Consider the following 19,251-nt stretch of genomic DNA (forward strand, 5'->3'; position numbering starts at 1 on the left):
TCTGCTTTTGTCCTAATAACTGCTTGATTTTGTCGGTCAGCTCCATACATGATAGCCCCTATTTTTAGTCCCTTTTTTATCCTATAATGAGTAGCTTTGATTTTGCTAAATATGTCTGCTGGTTTATGAGTCATCACATAATATATCGCATCCCAACCCTTATCTTTCCACTGTATAAATAGAGACAAAGACGAAGACTATGACCGAATCTATCGACTATAAAGACACACTAAATCTTGCTGACACGCCTTTTGCCATGCGTGCAAATCTTGCCAAACGTGAGCCTAATTGGCTTGCAGAATGGGAAGCTGACGATGTATACGGTAAAATCCGTCAAGCACGTACAGGCGCAACCAAATATATTTTGCATGATGGCCCTCCATACGCAAACGGACAGATTCATTTAGGTCATGCAGTCAATAAAGTGCTTAAAGACATCATCGTCAAGTCAAAAACACTATCAGGCTTTGATGCGCCTTATGTGCCCGGTTGGGACTGTCACGGTCTGCCTATTGAGCAAAAGGTTGAAGCCAAGGTCGGTAAAGTCGGAAAAAAAGTCACTGCTACTGAATTTCGTGGTCTTTGTCGTGAGTACGCAAGCACTCAGATTGAATTGCAAAAAGCGGACTTTAAGCGTCTAGGGGTGTTTGGTGATTGGGACAATCCTTATCTCACCATGAACTTTGCGCAGGAAGCCAACATCGTACGCGCCTTAGCCAAAATCTATGACAACGGTCATGTGACTCGCGGTATGAAGCCTGTGAACTGGTGCTTGGATTGTAGCTCTGCTCTAGCTGAAGCCGAAGTTGAATATCAAGATAAAGTCTCTGACGCTATCTATGTCAGCTTTGATGTACTTGATACCGAAAAGGTTGTGACATTAAGTGAAATTGATGGCAGCATCAAAGCCGTTATTTGGACCACGACGCCTTGGACATTGCCTGCTAACCAAGCGATTTCGGTACATCCTGAACATAACTATAGTGTAGTCGCAACTGACAAAGGCAACTTCCTATTAGCGACTGACCTTGTTGAAACGGCATTAACCGAGCTGAAACTCAGTGATGAAGGCGTATTGGCTACCGTATCAGGGCGCGAGCTTGAAGGCTTGCGAGCTCAGCATCCATTGATTGCAGATCGTCAAGTGCCATTTATCTTAGGCGATCATGTGACTACTGATAGCGGTACGGGTCTGGTACACACTGCCCCCGGTCATGGTCTTGACGATTATATCGTGGGTCTTAAGTATAATCTGCCAGTCGAAAATCCAGTGGGCGGAACGGGCGTCTATCTAGACAGCGCGGCAGTATTTGCCGGCGAGCACATCTATAAAGCCAATCCAAAGATCATTGCTACTTTGCATGAAAATGGCCACCTCGTTAGCCATACCAAGATTGAACACAGTTACCCGCATTGCTGGCGCCACAAGTCGCCCATTATTTTCCGTGCAACACCGCAGTGGTTTATCAATATGGAAACCAAAGGTCTGCGCGAACGTGCTCTAAAAGACATACCAACCGTTAAATGGACACCAGCTTGGGGTCAAAATCGCATTGAATCTATGATGACAGGTCGTCCTGACTGGTGTATTTCACGTCAGCGTACTTGGGGTGTACCGATTGCCTTTTTCACTCATAAAGAAACAGGCGAGCTGCATCCAAAGACGCTTGAGCTGATGGAGATGGCCGCACAAAACATCGCCAAAGGTGGCGTTGAAGCATGGTTTGATGCCAGCTGTGAAGACTATCTAGGCGATGAAGCTGCTGATTATGACAAGTCTACTGACACCTTAGACGTTTGGTTTGACTCAGGGACGACGCATTTTGCGGTACTTGAACAACGTGACGAGCTGACCAACCCTGCTGATATGTATTTAGAAGGCTCTGACCAACATCGCGGTTGGTTCCAGACTTCACTGCTTACGTCTGAGGCGATGTATGAGCGTCCACCGTTTAAGCAAGTATTGACCCACGGCTTTGTCGTTGATGAAAACGGCCGCAAGATGAGTAAGTCACTTGGCAATATCATCACGCCGCAAGATGAGATTAATAAAACGGGCGCGGATATGCTGCGTTTGTGGATCGCCTCTAGCGACTATCGTTATGAGATGAGCGCAGGTAAGACGGTGTTTAAAGGCGCAATCGATATGTATCGCCGCATCCGTAACACCTTGCGTTTTTTGCTTGCCAATACTGATGACTTTAATCCTCAGACCAATAGCATCGCGATGGATGAGCTGGTCAGCCTCGATAAATTTATCATTAAGCGTACGCAAGCAGTACAAGCACAAATTGTCAGTGCTTATGATGCCATGGACTTTCACCAAGTCACCCAGCATATCGCCGCGTTTTGTTCGCAAGACTTGGGCAGCTTTTATTTAGATATTATCAAAGACCGCCAGTACACGACTCAAACTGATGGACAGCCGCGCCGCTCTGCTCAAACGGCTATTTATCATATTGCTCATGCACTCATTCGCTGGATTACGCCGATTTTGTCATTTACTGCACAAGAGGCTTGGGAAGTATTGCAAGGTAAAAACGGACAAGACGCCGGCTATGTGTTTACCCAAGAGTGGTACGAGTTCCCAGAATTTGAGCTCAGTGCTATCAGTAGTGAGGACTGGCAACGTATCATGCAAGCCAAAGACATGGTCAATAAAAACATCGAGACCGCACGCGGTGATAAGATTATTAACGCTAATTTGTCCGCTGATGTCACTTTGTATGCTGATGGCGCGATGCATGAGAGCCTAGCAAAACTTGGTGAAGAGCTACGGTTTGTCTTGATTACTAGTAAAGCGACCTTAGCACCACTAGCTAAAGCGCCTAACGAGGTTAAGCAAACAGAAGACAGCTCAGCCGACTTGGCTGTAAATGTGAGCGCTGCCACTGGCACGAAATGTGTGCGCTGCTGGCATATCCGTGATGACATCGGTACAGATCCAGCACACCCTGAGTTATGTGCGCGCTGCGTAACCAACGTCGTAGGCGATGGCGAGGTGCGTCACTATGCCTAACCCAACGGACTCAACTGAAAACCAGTCGCCGCAGGTTGAGGCCGACGGCTCGCCCAAACCTGCTCACGCGACCACGGGTAGTTCATCAACGCCCAAAGGACGCTTGACTAAAACACCAAAAGTTATCGCTAATGGCAGTCGTGCCTTTATGTGGTATTTGCTGTCGCTTGCTGTGCTTGTCGTTGATCAATGGACAAAATGGCTGGCTGAAACCAAGCTGACTTTCCATGAGCCAGTACCCGTTATTGAGCCGTTTCTTAATTGGACCTTAGCGTACAATTATGGCGCTGCTTTTAGCTTTTTAGCTGATGCAGGCGGTTGGCAAAAGTGGTTTTTTGCCGGCCTTGCTCTAATCATGTCGCTGTTTTTAATCAGCTATCTGATAAAAGCACCACGGCAAGCCAAGCTGCTATCGATAGGCCTTGCGCTGGTACTCGGCGGTGCGGTTGGTAATCTGATTGATCGCTTGCTACATGGTCATGTGATTGACTTTATCCATGTGCATAATGCGGATGTTTGGCATTATCCGATATTTAACATTGCTGATATGGGTATCAGTATTGGTGTAGCGATGATTGTCATTGATATGCTTTTTTTAGAAAAGAAGCGTGAAGTTTAGCAATTATAATCGTAGATAGTTTTTAGATTTGGCAGGTGGGTTTACGAATACGTAACCCACCTTTTCTTTTACCTGTTATTCTTAATAAATTAACGTGTTGGAGCTGCTCTTGCTATACGCTATTATTTCACCTCCCATGAAACTTCTCACGCTTTGATAACTTCTTAAGATAAGCCTTAACATGCTCAGGCAATTCAACTCCTAACATTCTTACCCACGAAAACAGCTGCTGATAATAAATATCTGCCAGCGTAAAGCTATCCCCTGCTATATATTCTTGGCTCTCTAACCAACTGCATGCAATCGGTAGCGCATTTTGGATACATTTCATGCAGTTCTCAGCCGTACCCTCAGGCCAGCTCTCAAAGTTTTGTAGTACTTTGATTTTGGTCAGTATCCATAGATAACTTTCCATCTCAATCATGCCAAATGAGATGACTTGACGCAGTTTATAGTTTTTCTCCGCGTAATTCTCATCATCGTGACTTGGCGTGAGTGGTTTATCAGGATGTAAGTCGTTTAGATATTCAATGATAGCCAAGGATTCTGTAAATACTTTGCCGTTATGGGTTAATGCTGGGATTTTCCCAAAGGGATTAATCGCCAAAAACTCAGGACTTCTTTGCTCGTTTTTTTTAGCGTCTATCTCTTTGACTTCGTAATCTAGGTCAAGCTCGGTTAGTGCCCAAATCACAGTCTCTGCTCGACTTGGCTGGGTATATTTGTATAGAGTAATCATTATTATTCACCTTGCTATGATTAAAGTCCATTTACCTGTTTGACTGTTTGACTGTTTGACTGTTTGGTTGTTTATAGTTCTATAAAATTGCACTGATAAAACACAACTTATTATAACCATATAACATATAAGCTAATGATGACAATCATTTAGAATAAGGAATAAAAGACGATTATTAAATCATTAAAAAGGTAACTACAATGACAAAGCCAAACATTAAAACAAAACCTGACTCTCAAAAAAGCCCTATCTTTGAAAAACCTAACTCTGAGAAAACAGTCTTCGCGGCTAACCACTCTAGCACTCAGCATACTAATGACAACGCTGTCACTCTATCCGTGCGACAGGCAGACATTACTACTTTAGACGTAGATGCTATTGTTAATGCTGCCAACTCGAGCTTACTGGGTGGTGGCGGTGTCGATGGTGCAATTCATCGGGCAGCGGGACCTAAGCTGCTTGAGTATTGCCGTACATTAAATGGCTGCCAGACTGGCGATGCCAAAATCAGTCCAGCATTTGACTTGCCCTCCCAGTATGTGATTCATACTGTAGGCCCTGTTTGGCATGGCGGTCGTAGTAATGAACAAGCACTACTTGCCAGTTGTTATCGAAAATCTTTAGAACTGGCAACTCAAAAAGGTCTCACCAGTATTGCCTTTCCATCTATTAGTACAGGCGTCTACGGTTACCCTATTGATAAGGCAGCTAAAGTTGCAATCGATACAGTCACAGAGTATGTGCAAAACGGTTTAGAACAAATGGATGATTTTTCAATTTATGAAGTGATCTTTTGCTGTTTTTCGGCCTCAGATGCAGCCATTTATGAGCAAGTACTGGCGCAAATTTAATTCAACGCTTTATACTAATTCGCTTAAAAACTCTAAGCCGCCGCCCACTATGATAAAGAGTAATCCTGCTAAGTTGATAATGACCGTCAAATAGTAAGTCATACGAAATTCAGGCTTTTGTGATTTGTGGCGTAAATAAGTCTGTGCGACCATCGCTCCGACCCAGCCACCAAGCATGCTAAGTAGGTGCAGTGTTGATTCAGGCGTACGCCAATCGCCACTTTGGGCAGCGGCTTTATCTTTGGCATACATCATATAAGTGATAAATCCTAGTGCGGCGTACCAAGCAACCACCAGCCAACTTATTTCACTGGTCAACGCAAGTAATATAAGCACGCCATAAAAGCCAACACCAAGGAACAAACGTTTTTTTTGACCATCCTCAAACTCAGCTTGCGCCGTGCGCTGTTGATTACGTTTACGGATTTGACTGTTTTTCTTCGCCATTTGTTGTTGTACATATTCAAGCTCTTGTACTTGTCTTGCCTGCATACGACCTTTGTTATCTTGCCCAAGCGTAAAGATGACAGACTCACCAATCTTGGGACGACGCTGTGCTTTAAATTCACTGATATGAAAAAACAATGACTCACCGCTTAGGGTTTCGATAAAACCAAAACCCTTATCGTCTTGCCATTTTTTAATCGTGCCCTGTTGTCTATCTGTCATCTTTTTGGCCTATACCTTAAACAGTCAAATATTGTACACTATTTAGGTTACATTATTAACGCTTACATTAATGGTTAATTGTCTTATCATTTCTTACACTATATGCATTATATAACCCCTGATTATTTTAACGACTAATGGTTTTTGACTATGACTGACTCCCAATTTATCAATCCAAATGAAGACACACGTATTACCTACGGCAGCCTTGTTAGGCTTCATTTTGAAGTGTCTCTAGAGAACGGTACCATCGTTGATTCAACCTTCCACCGTGACTCACCTGTTAAGCTCACGATTGGTGATGAGAGTCTGTTACCAGGGTTTGAGCAGGTACTCATGAACCTGCGTGCTGGCGACACGCGCTCAGCTCATCTTGACCCTGAGCAGGCTTTTGGTGAATGGAATCCTGAAAATATACAGCATTTTAGTCGTGCTCAGTTCGCTTTAGTCACCGACAATCCAGAAGTTGGCATGTTGGTCGAATTTGAAGACAAAGGCAAAAACACCTTACCTGGTACGATCAGCGCCATCAACGACGATGAGATAGAGGTGGATTTTAATCATCCTCTAGCTGGACAGTCCGTGCTATTTAAAGTCAAAGTCTTTAAAGTTACCCCTCCTGGGGTGACTGGCGTCCAGCTAATGTAATGCTTAAACGTACTATAGACAACAAAAACAATCTTCAAAAGGACATTTATATGCAATATCAGACGCTTCCGCAAATCGATGAACAAGTCTCCAAAATCTGTCTAGGTACGATGACATGGGGCCAACAGAACACCGAAACTGAAGCACATGCGCAAATGGATATGGCGCTCAGCGAAGGGGTGAATTTTTGGGATACGGCTGAGATGTATCCATCGCCGCCAGACAAAGACAAGCAAGGTGATACAGAGCGTTACGTAGGTACATGGTTTAACAAGACCAAACAGCGTGACAAGGTTATACTTGCCAGCAAAATGTCACCGATGAGCTTTTTACGCGATGGCCAGACGCGTTTTAACGCTGAGCAAATTAGTAGCGCAATTGATAGTAATCTTGAGCGTCTACAAACGGATTATATCGACATCTACCAATTACATTGGCCTGAACGCCAATCCAACTATTTTGGAAAACGTGGTTATACTGAAGATATGGCCGCACAGCCATTAGAAGACTTAACACCATTTCTAGAAACCATCACAGCTTTAAACGATGAAATTAAAAAAGGCCGTATTCGCGCTTATGGTCTATCGAATGATACTGCTTGGGGTCTGATGCGCTATTTGTGGGAAGCGGATAAACATGGTTTAAAGGCACCGATTACGGTACAAAACCCGTACAGCTTACTCAACCGCTTATATGAAGTAGGAATGGCAGAGATTGCACATCGCTCAAACGTCGGTCTACTCGCCTACTCTCCACTTGGTTTTGGCGTCCTATCCGGTAAGTATTTAGATGGTAAACGTCCAGAGGGCGCACGCCTGACGAAATATGATCGTTTTGAGCGTTACGTCAATGAGCAAGCTAAAGAAGCAACTGCTCAGTACGCTAAGATAGCCGCAGATGCAGGCTTAGATATGGCGCAGATGGCACTAGCCTTTGTCAATTCACGCTCATTTGTCACTAGTAATATCATCGGAGCCACCAATCTTGAGCAGCTAAAGTCAAATATTGACAGTATTCATCTAACCTTAACCACTGATGTACTAGACGCCATAGAAGCGGTACACACACGCCAGCCTAATCCGTCTCCATAAACCGCTTATACTAGTATTTACACTACTAATATGATGTTATCTATTGCTGACATCAAAAGGCGCAAATCGCTATAATGATAGCGATTTGCGCCTTTTTTATATGCTCTTACTCTCAATGTTAAGTGTGAAGTCTTAGGCGGCAGGTGACGTACTAAGTACTCTTGAGTGCAATTCAGCCAACCCCTCTTGCATACGTTTTTGTAGCTCGTTGGTCAGCTCACTCTTACTACGGCCACTTGGGTCTAACGGTTCAAGTGGTAGTACATAAGCGGTCACGTTTTTACTATCAAGGACACGTTTGATACTGTCTTTCATCGTAAGCTTGCCATAATAAGGCAATGCTTCACTTAAGGTGCCATCTTGATTAGCATAGCATAGTACGAGCGGTTGAATCGGTACATCGGCATCGATTGCTGCTTGTAATAAAGTACCATGAATACGCTTCACTTTTTTGCCATCAGTGGTGGTCGCTTCAGGGAAGAATATAACTGAAAAACCTTCATTTAAAAAACTGGCGATTTGTGTGGTCACTGAGCCTACGTCGCCAGAGCCGCGTTTGATAAATACTGTACCTGCCGCGTGGACAAGCTTACCAAAAATGGGCCAATCGCCAATCTCGGCCTTTGACAAAAAGAAAGCGGGGCTGACAGTACCAACTACAGGAATATCCATCCACGAAACATGGTTAGATACCCATAGCCCATGATACTGCGGCACAGGCTCGACTTGGACAATCTTGACACCAAAAGAGCTTGCCATTTTGCGACAAAAAGTCTGAATATAACGTGGTAGCGTCTCACGTGGTGGTTCACGAAAAGCACCAATACGCTGTGCTGTGCGCATACCGCCCGCGATAGTCGTCGTCATGCCAGCTATTTTTTTGCCGCGGCCCACTTGCTTTCTGAGCGAAAACTTCGATTTAGATTGGCTCATCTGTGCCCCTCATGATTAGATAACGGTTTGAACAATTATCTGAATAAACTCATAATTAGATAAATTAAAATTTTGATTCAGCCTAAAGATTAATATTCTTATCTTGATAAACTTAAGCCAAAAAACGAGGTAAGTATAACAAAGTTTTGTGAGTCAGTGATAATTTGTTCACTCAGTTTCCTTATGCCCTTAGTCTCCATTATCGTCAGTCTCCTTACACTGCTTTAAAGCAAGCGCGTTTCTTCTTTTCTTAAAATGTAGTACCGTTTTATCAGCAGTTTTTACCTCTATTAATAAAAAATTTAAAACAACAATATTACTTGTAACAAGTCGTACTAAAAGCGCTGTAACATAAAAACATCGCTAATTATCTTTATACGCTTTAATATCAAGACATCAGGCCATATATAGGCTTTAACTGAACGCTGCTTACATGCTATATTTTTATAAAATAGTAGCGATTTATTTACTCTATTTATAGGTGAGAATTTTTGGAATATTTTGAAAGACACTCAGGTGGCGAACGCGCCATTATCGTACATTTAGACATTCGTCAAATCCAAGATCCTGATGATCTAAGTGAATTTGAGTTGTTGGCAGATTCGGCAGGGGCTGATCGTCTGGCACTAGTCACTGGGTCACGTTCAAGACCCGATGCCAAATATTTTGTTGGCAGTGGTAAAGCTGAAGAAATCGCTGAACTGGTTCGTGAACATGATGCCGATATTGTCTTGTTTAATCACAGCTTATCGCCCTCACAAGAGCGTAATATCGAAACCTTAGTAAAATGCCGCGTACTTGATCGCACCGGTTTAATTTTAGATATTTTTGCTCAGCGTGCACGTACTTATGAAGGTAAGCTGCAAGTAGAGCTTGCGCAGCTAAATCATTTGTCTACTCGCTTGGTACGCGGTTGGACGCATTTGGAGCGCCAAAAAGGTGGTATTGGTCTGCGTGGTCCCGGTGAGACTCAGCTTGAGACTGATCGCCGCTTGTTACAGACGCGCGTCAATCAGCTGAAAAACAAGCTTGATAAAGTAAAGCAAACTCGAGCTCAAGGTCGAGCCAAACGTCAAAAGTCAGATGTACCTACCATCTCTTTGGTCGGCTATACCAATGCGGGTAAGTCGACCTTGTTTAACCGTTTGGTTGATGAAAACATCTATGCAGCAGATCAGCTGTTTGCAACCTTAGACCCTACGCTACGCCGCTTAGACTGGCAAGGTGTTGGTCGAGTTGTGCTTGTTGATACTGTAGGTTTCGTTCGTCATCTGCCGCATGAGTTGGTAGAGTCGTTTCATGCAACCTTAGAGGAGACATTAGAAGCTGATTTATTGTTACATGTTATTGATTCATCTAGTGAAGATATGCATGAGCAAATCCAAGCGGTTAAAGATGTCTTGGCTGAGATTGATAACGATGTCCCCGTACTCAATGTTTATAACAAAATCGATATAACCGGTGAGCCTGCGCATATAGGCTACGCAACTGAAGGTAAACCCAACCGCGTCTATGTGTCTTCAAAAGATAACTTAGGTATGGAAGAGTTGACACTTGCTGTGCAGCAATTATTGACGGGCACATTGACGACGTTTGACTTGACGCTTCCTTATGATGCCGGTCAGCTCAAAAACACGCTTTATGAGTTGGGGGTTATTCAAGCAGAAAGCTACGATGAGACAGGACACGAATGCCTAACCATTCGTCTGCCAAGTGACAGGCTCAAGCAAATACTAGGGCAAGCAAACTTATCACCACTGGATGTCTTACCATTAGCGCAGGCAACTCTATTAATGCCTACACTTGAACCATTTGAACAGGCTATTAGCTCTGAGCAGGCGGCAGGTGATGGTGACAATAGTTTTAAAAATACGGATAGCCAAGAGGCTCATGAGCCTGTTAATATTGATGATGCACCAGCTACCGATTCATCTTCTTAATAAGCCAAATGAAATCTATAATTTTAGTCTAAAGAAGGCTTGTACTTGCGACGTTCGCTTGTACAGGCCTTTTTTAGTCTATCCAACATGTATATAATCAAGCACAAAGTCGATAGAAGTACTATTACCTCGTTACTGTTGCGCTTTGCTTATCACTTTATGCTATGGCGCCACTTTCTGCGCTAATAATGCAACTCCTACTTTATTGATGACACCGATTGATTGCTATTTCGGCAAGGATTGTTTATGAAAGCTACCCACTCCTCGACTGTGCCTCCATGGATTGCCTTAATATTGACGTTAATCATGGTTATTGTGGTTCGTGAGTCCTCTGTTATAGTCTGTCAGTGGGCAGGTATTGAAAAAGCCGCTAATGTGGTTGGGCTGGTGGCGATGTTTTTTATTCTTATTGCATGGCGTATGCTCAAAGGTTTACCAAACTGGTTGACCAAAGCGAGTAACACACTATTGGTCGATAGTGGCTTTGCTTTTTTACCTGTCTCAGCTGGCGCAGGTTTATTGCTTTTCGCGTTAGGTGATGAGCTATGGGGAGTCATGATGACTATCTTGATAAGCACACTTTTACCGCTTTGGGGACTTGGTCTACTTGCCAATCGTTGGTTAAGTAACCGTACAAGTATCGATAACGACACTATTATTCAGCATAAAGAATCACAATAAGCTTAGGAGAGAAAGTATGAGCTTTGATAGTGTATTTATAGCTACTTTTGCAGCGATATTACTAACGCTAGCGGCCCATGTGATAGCCCGTGTATTGGCACGGAGAATATCGTGGCTACCAATGGTCATTACTGCGCTTATTTTGGTCATTGTGTTTTTGCTTATTTTACAGTGGGATTATGACAATTATTACGCGGTTGCCAAGCCTGTATTTGACCATTTATTAGGTTACGTAACCGTGCTATTAGCTGTACCGTTAGCAGCCATGAGCTTTAAAGGATTGCCTGTCAAAAGCTTGATCGTGATTGTAGTCATCGCTAGTGTGGTCGGCGCGCTGCTACCTATGTCATTGGCCTATATGTTTTCCTTAAGTCATGACACTCTATTGGCTTTTGCTACCCGTTCTGTGACGACTCCTATTGGCCTTAGCGTGGCAGATTTGATAAAAGCACCTTTAGCAATGGCCAATCTAATTATCATTGTGTCAGGATTAATAGGTGGGATGTTGGCTCGGTTCTTATTTCGTGGTATAGATGATGACCGTGCGAAAGGCTTAGCGTTGGGATTGGCAGCTCATGCTTTTGGTACAGTAGAAGCTTGGCAGATCAGCCATACGGCTGGGCGTTATGCGGCCTTTGGACTAGCGGTCAACGGTCTACTGACAGCGGTTTGGGTACCTATCTTTATCAGTGCCTTAGGCATCTAAAATCTGAGCTCACGAAGCATATAAGGTTACTTACTCTCAAAACTGTTACAGGCTGTGTTAATTTGCAAACTTATGTCTGTAAAAAATTCATAATTTTATATAGTCATCTGTCCTTGACTTTTTTTTATTGCTTCGTAACTACGTCATATACACACGTACCTACTCTTTATCGTTCACCTTATCTAAAACAATAATAATGTTAATATTTGATTTTCCTAAGCTTTTATTACAAATTCAAAGAATACTGAGTAAGCATTTTTAATCAAAATTATAGGGTCGAAAGTTATTTTATGATATAGTAAGCAACTATTATCTTTTGTATCTATTATAAGTAATTTTTGTTAGACGTAATTTTTGTTGGCTATTTATTGCCGCCTTTGGTATGAATTTTAATAGTCACCAATGATATTTATATAAAGCAGAACATTACGCCTATAAGCAGAGCCATTTGCTGTTATTCGATAAAAAGTGATATTTTCTATGATAAACATTGCCCCTCTATTTAATCGTTTTCTGTCTCCTTTTATATTGACTGCTATCACTCTATCTACTCTGTCAGTTACCGCTCATGCTGGTAATATGTATATATATAAAGACAAGGGTGGCCAAGTTCTCTTAACAAACGTCAATCCGACTGGTAATTTTGATAAGTTTACTAAGAAAGTAAAAGTGACTTATTATAAAGATTCAAAGATGTATGACGGTGATAATAGTAGCAATAACTATGGTAGTAGTTCTGCTAGCAGAAGTAGTAGTCGCAATGCTTATGATAGCTATATTCGCGCCTCTGCAGCGCGACATGGTGTTGATCCAGGTCTGATGAAAGCGATGATGCATACTGAATCAGCTTTTAATCCAAACGCTCGTTCTCCTGTCGGAGCGCAAGGACTTATGCAATTGATGCCAGCTACTGCTAGACGATTTAAGGTTAGCAATCCTTGGAACCCTGCTGACAATATTGAAGGCTCGGCCAAATATATCGCTTGGCTTATGCGCCGCTTTAATAATAATGTCGAATTTGCGATTGCAGGTTATAATGCAGGAGAAGGTAACGTCGATAAATACAATGGTATACCACCTTTTAAAGAAACTCGTAATTATGTCAAAAAAGTGATGAGTCGTTATCATAGCTTATATAAAAATGACTCAGGTCTGACTGGCAATACTATGAGCGCTAACAATAACGCTACCATCAATAGTAATGACAATAATGGTGGGATGCAAACTGTCAGTTATGGTACTAGTAATAACATTGGTAGTGCCAGCTATGCCAACTCTGCCTATGCTGCGCTGCGCTGATACTAAAAGTGGGATACAGATTACAACATTAAAACCCGCCCACAAAAAAGCCCGCTAATTCGTTAGCGGGCTTTTCATTTTTTACTTCGTCATTCAAATAGAGCCAGTTTATGACGTTAAATACAAATCTAATTAGCATTTAACATTCATAGTCTCTAATAGACTGTATCTCTTAGTTACTAGCAGCTTGAGCAGCAGCAACTTCAGCAGCAAAGTCTTCTTGCTTCTTCTCGATGCCTTCACCAACTTCTAGGCGTTTAAAACCAAGTACTTTTACGCCTTCAGCTTTTAGTACATCGCCAACTTTTTTGTCGTTGTCCATGACGTACGGTTGACGTAGCAAAGTTACTTCGTCTAGGTACTTACGTAGGCCACCTTCGATCATTTTTTCAACGATATTGTCAGGCTTACCAGATTCTTTAGCTTTTGCTTCGATGATGTCTTTTTCGCGTGCTAGTACGTCAGCTGAGACGTCTTCAGCATCAACAGCTGCAGGGTTGAACGCTGCGATATGCATAGCAAGGTTTTTGCCAGTTTCTTCACTGCCGCCTTCATACGATACTACAACCCCGATACGTAGACCGTGACGGTATGATGCAATGTTATCACCTTCGATAGTTTCGACACGACGAACCTGAATGTTCTCACCGATTTTTTGTACCAAAGATACACGTGCTTCTTCAACCGTTTGACCGTCGCCATAAGGCAATTCAGAGATTTTAGCCACGTCAGTCACGTTGTTTTCTAGAGCAAGGTTTGCAACTTTTTCTGCAAACGCTGTGAAGCTGTCATCTTTTGCTACAAAGTCAGTTTGGCAGTTAACTTCTAACAAGAATGCTTTTTTATCACCTTGAGCGATAATAATAGCGCCGTCAGCTGCGATGTTACCTGCTTTTTTGGCCGCTTTCGCTTGACCAGACTTACGCAAGTTATCGATGGCAACTTCGACATCACCATTGGCTTCTTGTAGGGCTTTTTTACATTCCATCATGCCAAGACCAGTACGGTCACGCAATTCTTTTACCATTTTGGCGGATACTTTTACTTCTGACATAAGAGTTACCTTAGTATTGTTATGTATGAGGAGCTTAACTTTTGCTGATGTTTTACTATCTACATATAACAGAAGAAAACATAGACGATAATACTTAGCTATTAACGAGCTATCCATCAACAACAAAGCATGACGAGTAAAACTGCATCATGCCTATTGTAAGCTTGTACGTTGTTAATAACCTAATATGGATGCAGATAGATACACTATCAAAACATCCTTATAACGTTAGACCTTAACGATTAGCTATTTATTCTGCTGGCGTTGTGGCGTCTGCTTTATCTTCAGCTGGTGCTTCTTCAGTCGTAGATGCTTGCTGTGCAGTTTGCTCTTGGTCAGCTTTGCCACCAGCTTGAGTCTGTGCATACTCTTTGCCAGCGATAATTGCATCAGCAACAGAAGACACATATAGAGTCACAGCACGAATAGCATCGTCGTTTGCTGGAATGATGTAATCAACGTTGTCTGGGTTAGAGTTTGTATCAACGATACCGATAACTGGAATACCTAGATTCTTAGCTTCTTTGATTGCAATCGCTTCATGATCAACGTCAACGACAAAGATTGCATCAGGTAGGCCGCCCATATCTTTGATACCGCCTAATGAACGCTCAAGTTTTTCCATATCGCGAGTACGCTCTAACGCTTCACGCTTAGTTAGCTTAGCAAATGTACCATCTTCGCTTTGCTTCTCAAGCTCTTTTAGACGAGTGATTGACTGACGTAGAGTTTTCCAGTTAGTCAACATACCACCTAACCAGCGATGGTCAACGTATGGCATACCGGCACGTTGAGCTTGCTCACGGATGATACCGCTCGCAGCACGTTTAGTACCAACAAACAATACTTTGTTTTTCTTAGCAGCTAAGCCATTTACGTAAGTCAAAGCTTCGTTAAATGCTTTTACAGTATGCTCTAAGTTGATGATATGAATCTTGTTGCGTGCACCAAAGATGTAAGGACCCATTTTTGGATTCCAAAAGCGTGTTTGGTGACCGAAGTGAGCGCCAGCTTGTAATAAGTCGCGCATTTCAATTTTGGTTGGATTATTTGTAGCCATGTTAAATGTCCTGTTGGTTGGGTTATGCCTCCACATCACAAAAATTACCTATCTAGCAACACGCATTTGCTGGCGATACCCTCTGCTTTAGAGTCATATCGTCATTATCTACTATATGCAAATTAATCAAGTCGCCAAACACCCAGTAATTTTTTACCGTGGTGTGTGTGTCATTGGTTGATTTAAAAATTGAGCTATTACTTAAAAAACAAGCAAACTCTAAAAATAGCTGCGCTGTATTTTATCATAACTGGCTATCAATTATAAACAACTACTTTGACGATATATTCTTTATATTCAGATAACAGGCAATAAAACCAATAACTTATTAAGAAAACACTAAAAATTAAGGATGCACAAAAAAACGACGCCTATACGTCGTTTTTTGATGATGATTAGTTTGTTAATTGGATTAAGCGATACAAATACCTATTACTGCTTCATAACCACGCCATGTAAAGGTTGTAATATAACTATGTCGCTCTTTTGGCAAATAGGACACACTTGGTGCACCTTCAACGATATGAGGCGGTGAGATAATAAACTCTGGACCAAACTCGGTACGAGCATTACCAGATATCGTATTGGCCATTTCGCCAAGTAAGTCCTTCATCATTGTAATCGATGAATCAGGCTCACCCATTATTTTAATCACTTGTCGCAACATATTGCTAGGAGCGCTCACATAAACGCAGCCTTCAAGAGGGCCTGATATTTCAATAACACCGCTATAATCATAACCGATAGCGCTTTTGTTGTTATTCAAATAAGGGGTATTAACAGCCACTTGTGCGTCGTCGATTTGTGCAAAAAATGCATTAATCGAACTTAGGAACACACCTAACTTTTCTACTTTAACCATAATATATTATTGTCCATATTCAACACATGTCAGCAATATGATTAATCCTGCAGACAGACCACAATTTCGCCAACTTGTGACAGCCAAGTAATAGGAATAATAAAGGAACGCTCATCGCTAGGTAATACAATACTTTGCGGTGCGCCTTTAAACACGAATGGTACAGAGATATGAAACTCTGCTCCGAACTCATTACGCGCATTGCCAGCGATAGTGTTGGCAACCTCACCTGCAAGGTCCATGTAAAGTTCTTCACTATTTTCAGTTTCGCCCATACTACTTAATAAAGAGGACAGTAATTCGCGCGTTGCCGAAAAATATACCACGCCTTTTTGGACGCCTGATATTCCAATCACACCTGTGTAGTCATGGACCTTTGGCTGCTTGTTTTCTAACAGATAAGGCGTATCAGCGATAAGCTCTGATCCACCAAACTGATTGAAATAGTTACTAATAATACTTAAAAAAATCTGTAGCTTTTGTTCTTTCATAATGACATCTGCTTAGGTCGTTGGATGATATTAGTCTTGCACCAGCTCATACAAAGACTCTACGAGATCTTCTTCTGAAAAGGGTTTACACAAAAACCCACTAGCACCAAGCGATAACGCCTCAATCCCCGTAGATTTATCTGACAAAGCCGATACCACCAAGATTCGTACATTAGGATCAATAGCGATGATTTTTTCGATGCATTCAAGACCATCCATTTGTGGCATGGTTAAATCCATAGTAATAACATCAGGGCGGTGTGTATTGAACTTCTCAATAGCTTGAACGCCGCTGGTGGCCGTAGCAACCAACATAAAGTTCCCTGAGTCATAAGCCCGTTGGATGCGGTTTCGAATGATATTGGAATCATCAACAATCATTAGTTTATACATAACGTATTTATTATCCTTAATTAAGCGTTAGGCAGCGTAATGACAAAACGTGTCATCTTACCGTGCTCACTATTTACATTGAGCTTACCGTCATATTCTTTTACTTGAGCTTTGATGATGTCTAAACCAACACCGCGTCCACCATCTTCATCAGCATCCTCTTTCGTAGAAAAACCAGAAGAAAACAGATGTTTTAGTAGACCATTACGATCAAGTTGGTTCGCCTCTTCAACATCGAAACGACCTTGTTTGACTAACTTCTCGCGAATACCATCATAGTCAATACCTTGACCATCATCTTGTAGAGTCACAATGAAATCTTGACCACTACTTTGCATCTCAAGACCAATTGTACCGACAGTGGGCTTGCCAGCTGATTGACGTACATCAGGCGCTTCAATACCATGTACCACAGCATTACGTAACAGCTGAATACTGATTTCTTTTACAGTCTTTTTAAGGCGTTCTGGTATCTTGACTTGACCTAAAGTCGCACTATCAAGCTGTACTTGCTTGCCTTGTCTGGCTGCGATGTCTTGTGCAAAGTCATGATAATAATCTAACAAATGATTGTCAGCTTCTTCATCTAAGTCAATCTCATTGCCTGCAATTTCTGAACCATCTATTGACAGATCTGTTGCTTGGTTTTGAACTACTGGTTCATGCACATCTGACGCTGTACTCGCTGGCGCTGTACGGTTGATACGCTCACCCAGTGTTTCAATAGTGTTAGACAAGCTCAGTAAGTCATCTAAATGCACCGCTAGAGGTAAGAAGTCATTACCAGATAGCTTGCCTTGATTTTGTAGCACATTAAGCTGATCTTCTGCTTCTGATGCAATCTTAGTAAAGCTGTGTAGCTTTAATGCTGAGGCCTCACCTTTTAAGCTATGCATTTCGCGATAGATAGCGTTTAATTTAACTTCAAGCTCATATTGCGTACTGCCAGGATTTTTTAAGATATTGTTGATCTTTTCAATATGCGTTTTGGTGTTAGTGATAAACTCATTAATGATTTTTGGATTTACGTTTAAGATGGTCGTTAACATCTCAATCTGCATATCATTTTGTGAACGTTCTTTTTCTAGACGTTGTTCTAGATGAACAGCGTCCGATACATCGTTGACGTTGACCAAGATACGAGCGATATCTTTATCTTCATAAACACGTGAAAACCTAAAGTCTAAGAAGCGGCTGTCTGAACCATGTTCGCCAGTAGTATTATGTAGTAATACCTTATGCAGCGGGTTTAGATCATTGACAAGTTTTTCTTTAACGCGTGGGTTGTATAGCTGCTCAACGAACTGACGTGTGGTCGTGAGATCTTTATCAGAGATACGCCCACGTAATACACTGGCAAAGTTTTCTCCTGCCAAGTTATCAGAGCCAATGATTTTATTGAGGGCTTTTGAATGCTGCTGACCGATATTTAGATCTTTATCAAGCAAGAACAGACCGGTATTAACCGTTTGCATAATCTCTTGGGTTTCGCGACGTGCTGCTAATGCCTCAGCATCTGTTTCACGTAGACGACGTACAAAGAAGAATACAAAGATCAAGAAGTAAGCGAAGATAGCTGCAACACCAAGTATCTGCACTAGACGAATAGTGTTGGCTTGGTTTTCAGCACTCGTAAATACGTTATCAGTTAGGTCATCTAAAGAGTCGTTAATAAACAAACTTGACGTCTTTGCCTGCTCAACTGCTTGGGTCAACTCATCAGCAGAGTCAACCATGATGTTATCAGCATCTTTTAGATACGCCTGAATTTTAGGCTCTAAAAGCTGCCACTGCTCATTGGCTGCAGCGATATCGGCCTGTGCCTTGCTATCGACTTGCGGTAAGTCATAGGTATTGCCGTCGATATCAGTAATCGTACCACCTTGTCCGATAGCAGTAATAGAGTTTGTAATCAATGCTGTATTTTGCTCTAAACGCTCAAAAACTCGCTGCATGTGAGGAGAGTTGGTATCTTCACCATAGCTATTGTCCAAGTCAAACAAGTCTTTAATCACCGCCTGTGCGCTGTTAGCAACTTGGTTGGTTTGGTCAATTAGTACGGTGTTTCTTTCTAATAAACTTGAGGTATAAAACGTAAATGCAAGCAAAGCGCCAATCAACGACAAGAACAATGCAATTGATATAATCAGACCTTGATAACGTTTATTATCGACATTATGTGTGGTTGCCATGTTA

General features: G+C 42.1%; 18 protein-coding genes. 9 read left to right on the forward strand and 9 right to left on the reverse strand.

Features of this window, described 5'->3' with window-relative positions:
- The first annotated feature begins 199 nt into the window (after positions 1-199).
- Entirely contained in the window at positions 200-3,019 is a 2,820-nt protein-coding gene (gene ileS / locus Q0895_RS03555; protein WP_299185554.1) for an isoleucine--tRNA ligase, read from the forward strand.
- On the forward strand, positions 3,012-3,638 hold the full coding sequence (gene lspA / locus Q0895_RS03560; RefSeq protein WP_299185556.1) for a signal peptidase II: 627 nt from the start codon (positions 3,012-3,014) through the stop codon (positions 3,636-3,638). The genes ileS and lspA overlap by 8 nt, the downstream gene beginning before the upstream one ends.
- Positions 3,639-3,765: 127 nt before the next feature.
- Here lspA and Q0895_RS03565 read toward each other — a convergent pair whose 3' ends face one another.
- Entirely contained in the window at positions 3,766-4,377 is a 612-nt protein-coding gene (locus Q0895_RS03565) for a glutathione S-transferase family protein (protein ID WP_299185557.1), read from the reverse strand.
- A gap of 200 nt (positions 4,378-4,577) precedes the next feature.
- Between Q0895_RS03565 and Q0895_RS03570 the strand changes: the two genes are divergently transcribed.
- On the forward strand, positions 4,578-5,228 hold the full coding sequence (locus Q0895_RS03570) for an O-acetyl-ADP-ribose deacetylase (RefSeq protein WP_299185559.1): 651 nt from the start codon (positions 4,578-4,580) through the stop codon (positions 5,226-5,228).
- A gap of 9 nt (positions 5,229-5,237) precedes the next feature.
- On the opposite strand, the gene Q0895_RS03575 is transcribed toward Q0895_RS03570, so the two are convergent.
- A complete protein-coding gene (locus Q0895_RS03575; protein WP_299185561.1) occupies positions 5,238-5,897 on the reverse strand; it encodes a DUF1294 domain-containing protein in 660 nt (219 codons plus the stop codon).
- Positions 5,898-6,047: 150 nt separating this feature from the next.
- Here Q0895_RS03575 and Q0895_RS03580 point away from each other — a divergent pair, with 150 nt between their 5' ends.
- Both Q0895_RS03580 and Q0895_RS03585 read left to right on the forward strand, forming a co-directional pair.
- Positions 6,048-6,545 carry a peptidylprolyl isomerase gene (locus Q0895_RS03580; RefSeq protein WP_299185562.1) on the forward strand — a complete coding sequence of 166 codons (498 nt, stop codon included), beginning with the start codon at positions 6,048-6,050 and terminating at the stop codon, positions 6,543-6,545.
- Between the two features lie 50 nt (positions 6,546-6,595).
- Complete coding sequence (locus Q0895_RS03585; protein WP_299185564.1) at positions 6,596-7,636, forward strand: aldo/keto reductase; 1,041 nt, start codon at positions 6,596-6,598, stop codon at positions 7,634-7,636.
- Positions 7,637-7,768: 132 nt separating this feature from the next.
- Here Q0895_RS03585 and Q0895_RS03590 read toward each other — a convergent pair whose 3' ends face one another.
- Complete coding sequence (locus tag Q0895_RS03590) at positions 7,769-8,569, reverse strand: lysophospholipid acyltransferase family protein (RefSeq protein WP_299185566.1); 801 nt, start codon at positions 8,567-8,569, stop codon at positions 7,769-7,771.
- A gap of 491 nt (positions 8,570-9,060) precedes the next feature.
- Between Q0895_RS03590 and hflX the strand changes: the two genes are divergently transcribed.
- The 4 genes from hflX to Q0895_RS03610 all read left to right on the forward strand — a co-directional run bounded on the left by hflX (position 9,061) and on the right by Q0895_RS03610 (position 13,195).
- Complete coding sequence (hflX, locus tag Q0895_RS03595; RefSeq protein WP_299185568.1) at positions 9,061-10,509, forward strand: ribosome rescue GTPase HflX; 1,449 nt, start codon at positions 9,061-9,063, stop codon at positions 10,507-10,509.
- Positions 10,510-10,755: 246 nt separating this feature from the next.
- Positions 10,756-11,190 carry a CidA/LrgA family protein gene (locus Q0895_RS03600; RefSeq protein WP_299185569.1) on the forward strand — a complete coding sequence of 145 codons (435 nt, stop codon included), beginning with the start codon at positions 10,756-10,758 and terminating at the stop codon, positions 11,188-11,190.
- Between the two features lie 16 nt (positions 11,191-11,206).
- Positions 11,207-11,896, forward strand: coding sequence for an LrgB family protein (locus tag Q0895_RS03605; protein WP_299185571.1), 690 nt, complete (start codon positions 11,207-11,209; stop codon positions 11,894-11,896).
- A 480-nt stretch (positions 11,897-12,376) separates the two neighbouring features.
- Positions 12,377-13,195: a lytic transglycosylase domain-containing protein gene (locus Q0895_RS03610; protein ID WP_299185573.1), complete on the forward strand. Its 819-nt coding sequence runs from the start codon at positions 12,377-12,379 to the stop codon at positions 13,193-13,195.
- A 172-nt stretch (positions 13,196-13,367) separates the two neighbouring features.
- On the opposite strand, the gene tsf is transcribed toward Q0895_RS03610, so the two are convergent.
- From tsf to Q0895_RS03640, 6 genes are all read right to left on the reverse strand, one after another.
- Positions 13,368-14,249, reverse strand: coding sequence for a translation elongation factor Ts (tsf, locus tag Q0895_RS03615; protein WP_058368171.1), 882 nt, complete (start codon positions 14,247-14,249; stop codon positions 13,368-13,370).
- A gap of 250 nt (positions 14,250-14,499) precedes the next feature.
- The gene (rpsB, locus tag Q0895_RS03620) at positions 14,500-15,309 is read right to left on the reverse strand and encodes a 30S ribosomal protein S2 (RefSeq protein ID WP_299185575.1); all 810 of its coding nucleotides are present in this window, start codon (positions 15,307-15,309) and stop codon (positions 14,500-14,502) included.
- Between the two features lie 412 nt (positions 15,310-15,721).
- Positions 15,722-16,171 carry a chemotaxis protein CheX gene (locus Q0895_RS03625; RefSeq protein ID WP_058368169.1) on the reverse strand — a complete coding sequence of 150 codons (450 nt, stop codon included), beginning with the start codon at positions 16,169-16,171 and terminating at the stop codon, positions 15,722-15,724.
- A 41-nt stretch (positions 16,172-16,212) separates the two neighbouring features.
- Complete coding sequence (locus Q0895_RS03630) at positions 16,213-16,662, reverse strand: chemotaxis protein CheX (protein ID WP_299185576.1); 450 nt, start codon at positions 16,660-16,662, stop codon at positions 16,213-16,215.
- A gap of 30 nt (positions 16,663-16,692) precedes the next feature.
- Entirely contained in the window at positions 16,693-17,055 is a 363-nt protein-coding gene (locus tag Q0895_RS03635) for a response regulator (RefSeq protein WP_058368167.1), read from the reverse strand.
- 20 nt (positions 17,056-17,075) lie between these two features.
- The gene (locus Q0895_RS03640; RefSeq protein ID WP_299185581.1) at positions 17,076-19,247 is read right to left on the reverse strand and encodes an ATP-binding protein; all 2,172 of its coding nucleotides are present in this window, start codon (positions 19,245-19,247) and stop codon (positions 17,076-17,078) included.
- Positions 19,248-19,251: the final 4 nt, after the last annotated feature.

This window comes from uncultured Psychrobacter sp., assembly GCF_947495825.1.
Taxonomy (GTDB): Bacteria; Pseudomonadota; Gammaproteobacteria; order Pseudomonadales; family Moraxellaceae; genus Psychrobacter.

Excerpts from the sequence above, each read along its gene's own strand:
- ileS (WP_299185554.1), top strand. The coding sequence starts at position 200 with ATGACCGAATCTATCGACTATAAAGACACACTAAATCTTGCTGACACG.
- lspA (WP_299185556.1), top strand. The coding sequence starts at position 3,012 with ATGCCTAACCCAACGGACTCAACTGAAAACCAGTCGCCGCAGGTTGAG.
- Q0895_RS03565 (WP_299185557.1), bottom strand. The coding sequence starts at position 4,377 with ATGATTACTCTATACAAATATACCCAGCCAAGTCGAGCAGAGACTGTG.
- Q0895_RS03570 (WP_299185559.1), top strand. The coding sequence starts at position 4,578 with ATGACAAAGCCAAACATTAAAACAAAACCTGACTCTCAAAAAAGCCCT.
- Q0895_RS03575 (WP_299185561.1), bottom strand. The coding sequence starts at position 5,897 with ATGACAGATAGACAACAGGGCACGATTAAAAAATGGCAAGACGATAAG.
- Q0895_RS03580 (WP_299185562.1), top strand. The coding sequence starts at position 6,048 with ATGACTGACTCCCAATTTATCAATCCAAATGAAGACACACGTATTACC.
- Q0895_RS03585 (WP_299185564.1), top strand. The coding sequence starts at position 6,596 with ATGCAATATCAGACGCTTCCGCAAATCGATGAACAAGTCTCCAAAATC.
- Q0895_RS03590 (WP_299185566.1), bottom strand. The coding sequence starts at position 8,569 with ATGAGCCAATCTAAATCGAAGTTTTCGCTCAGAAAGCAAGTGGGCCGC.
- Q0895_RS03600 (WP_299185569.1), top strand. The coding sequence starts at position 10,756 with ATGAAAGCTACCCACTCCTCGACTGTGCCTCCATGGATTGCCTTAATA.
- Q0895_RS03605 (WP_299185571.1), top strand. The coding sequence starts at position 11,207 with ATGAGCTTTGATAGTGTATTTATAGCTACTTTTGCAGCGATATTACTA.
- Q0895_RS03610 (WP_299185573.1), top strand. The coding sequence starts at position 12,377 with ATGATAAACATTGCCCCTCTATTTAATCGTTTTCTGTCTCCTTTTATA.
- tsf (WP_058368171.1), bottom strand. The coding sequence starts at position 14,249 with ATGTCAGAAGTAAAAGTATCCGCCAAAATGGTAAAAGAATTGCGTGAC.
- rpsB (WP_299185575.1), bottom strand. The coding sequence starts at position 15,309 with ATGGCTACAAATAATCCAACCAAAATTGAAATGCGCGACTTATTACAA.
- Q0895_RS03625 (WP_058368169.1), bottom strand. The coding sequence starts at position 16,171 with ATGGTTAAAGTAGAAAAGTTAGGTGTGTTCCTAAGTTCGATTAATGCA.
- Q0895_RS03630 (WP_299185576.1), bottom strand. The coding sequence starts at position 16,662 with ATGAAAGAACAAAAGCTACAGATTTTTTTAAGTATTATTAGTAACTAT.
- Q0895_RS03635 (WP_058368167.1), bottom strand. The coding sequence starts at position 17,055 with ATGTATAAACTAATGATTGTTGATGATTCCAATATCATTCGAAACCGC.
- Q0895_RS03640 (WP_299185581.1), bottom strand. The coding sequence starts at position 19,247 with ATGGCAACCACACATAATGTCGATAATAAACGTTATCAAGGTCTGATT.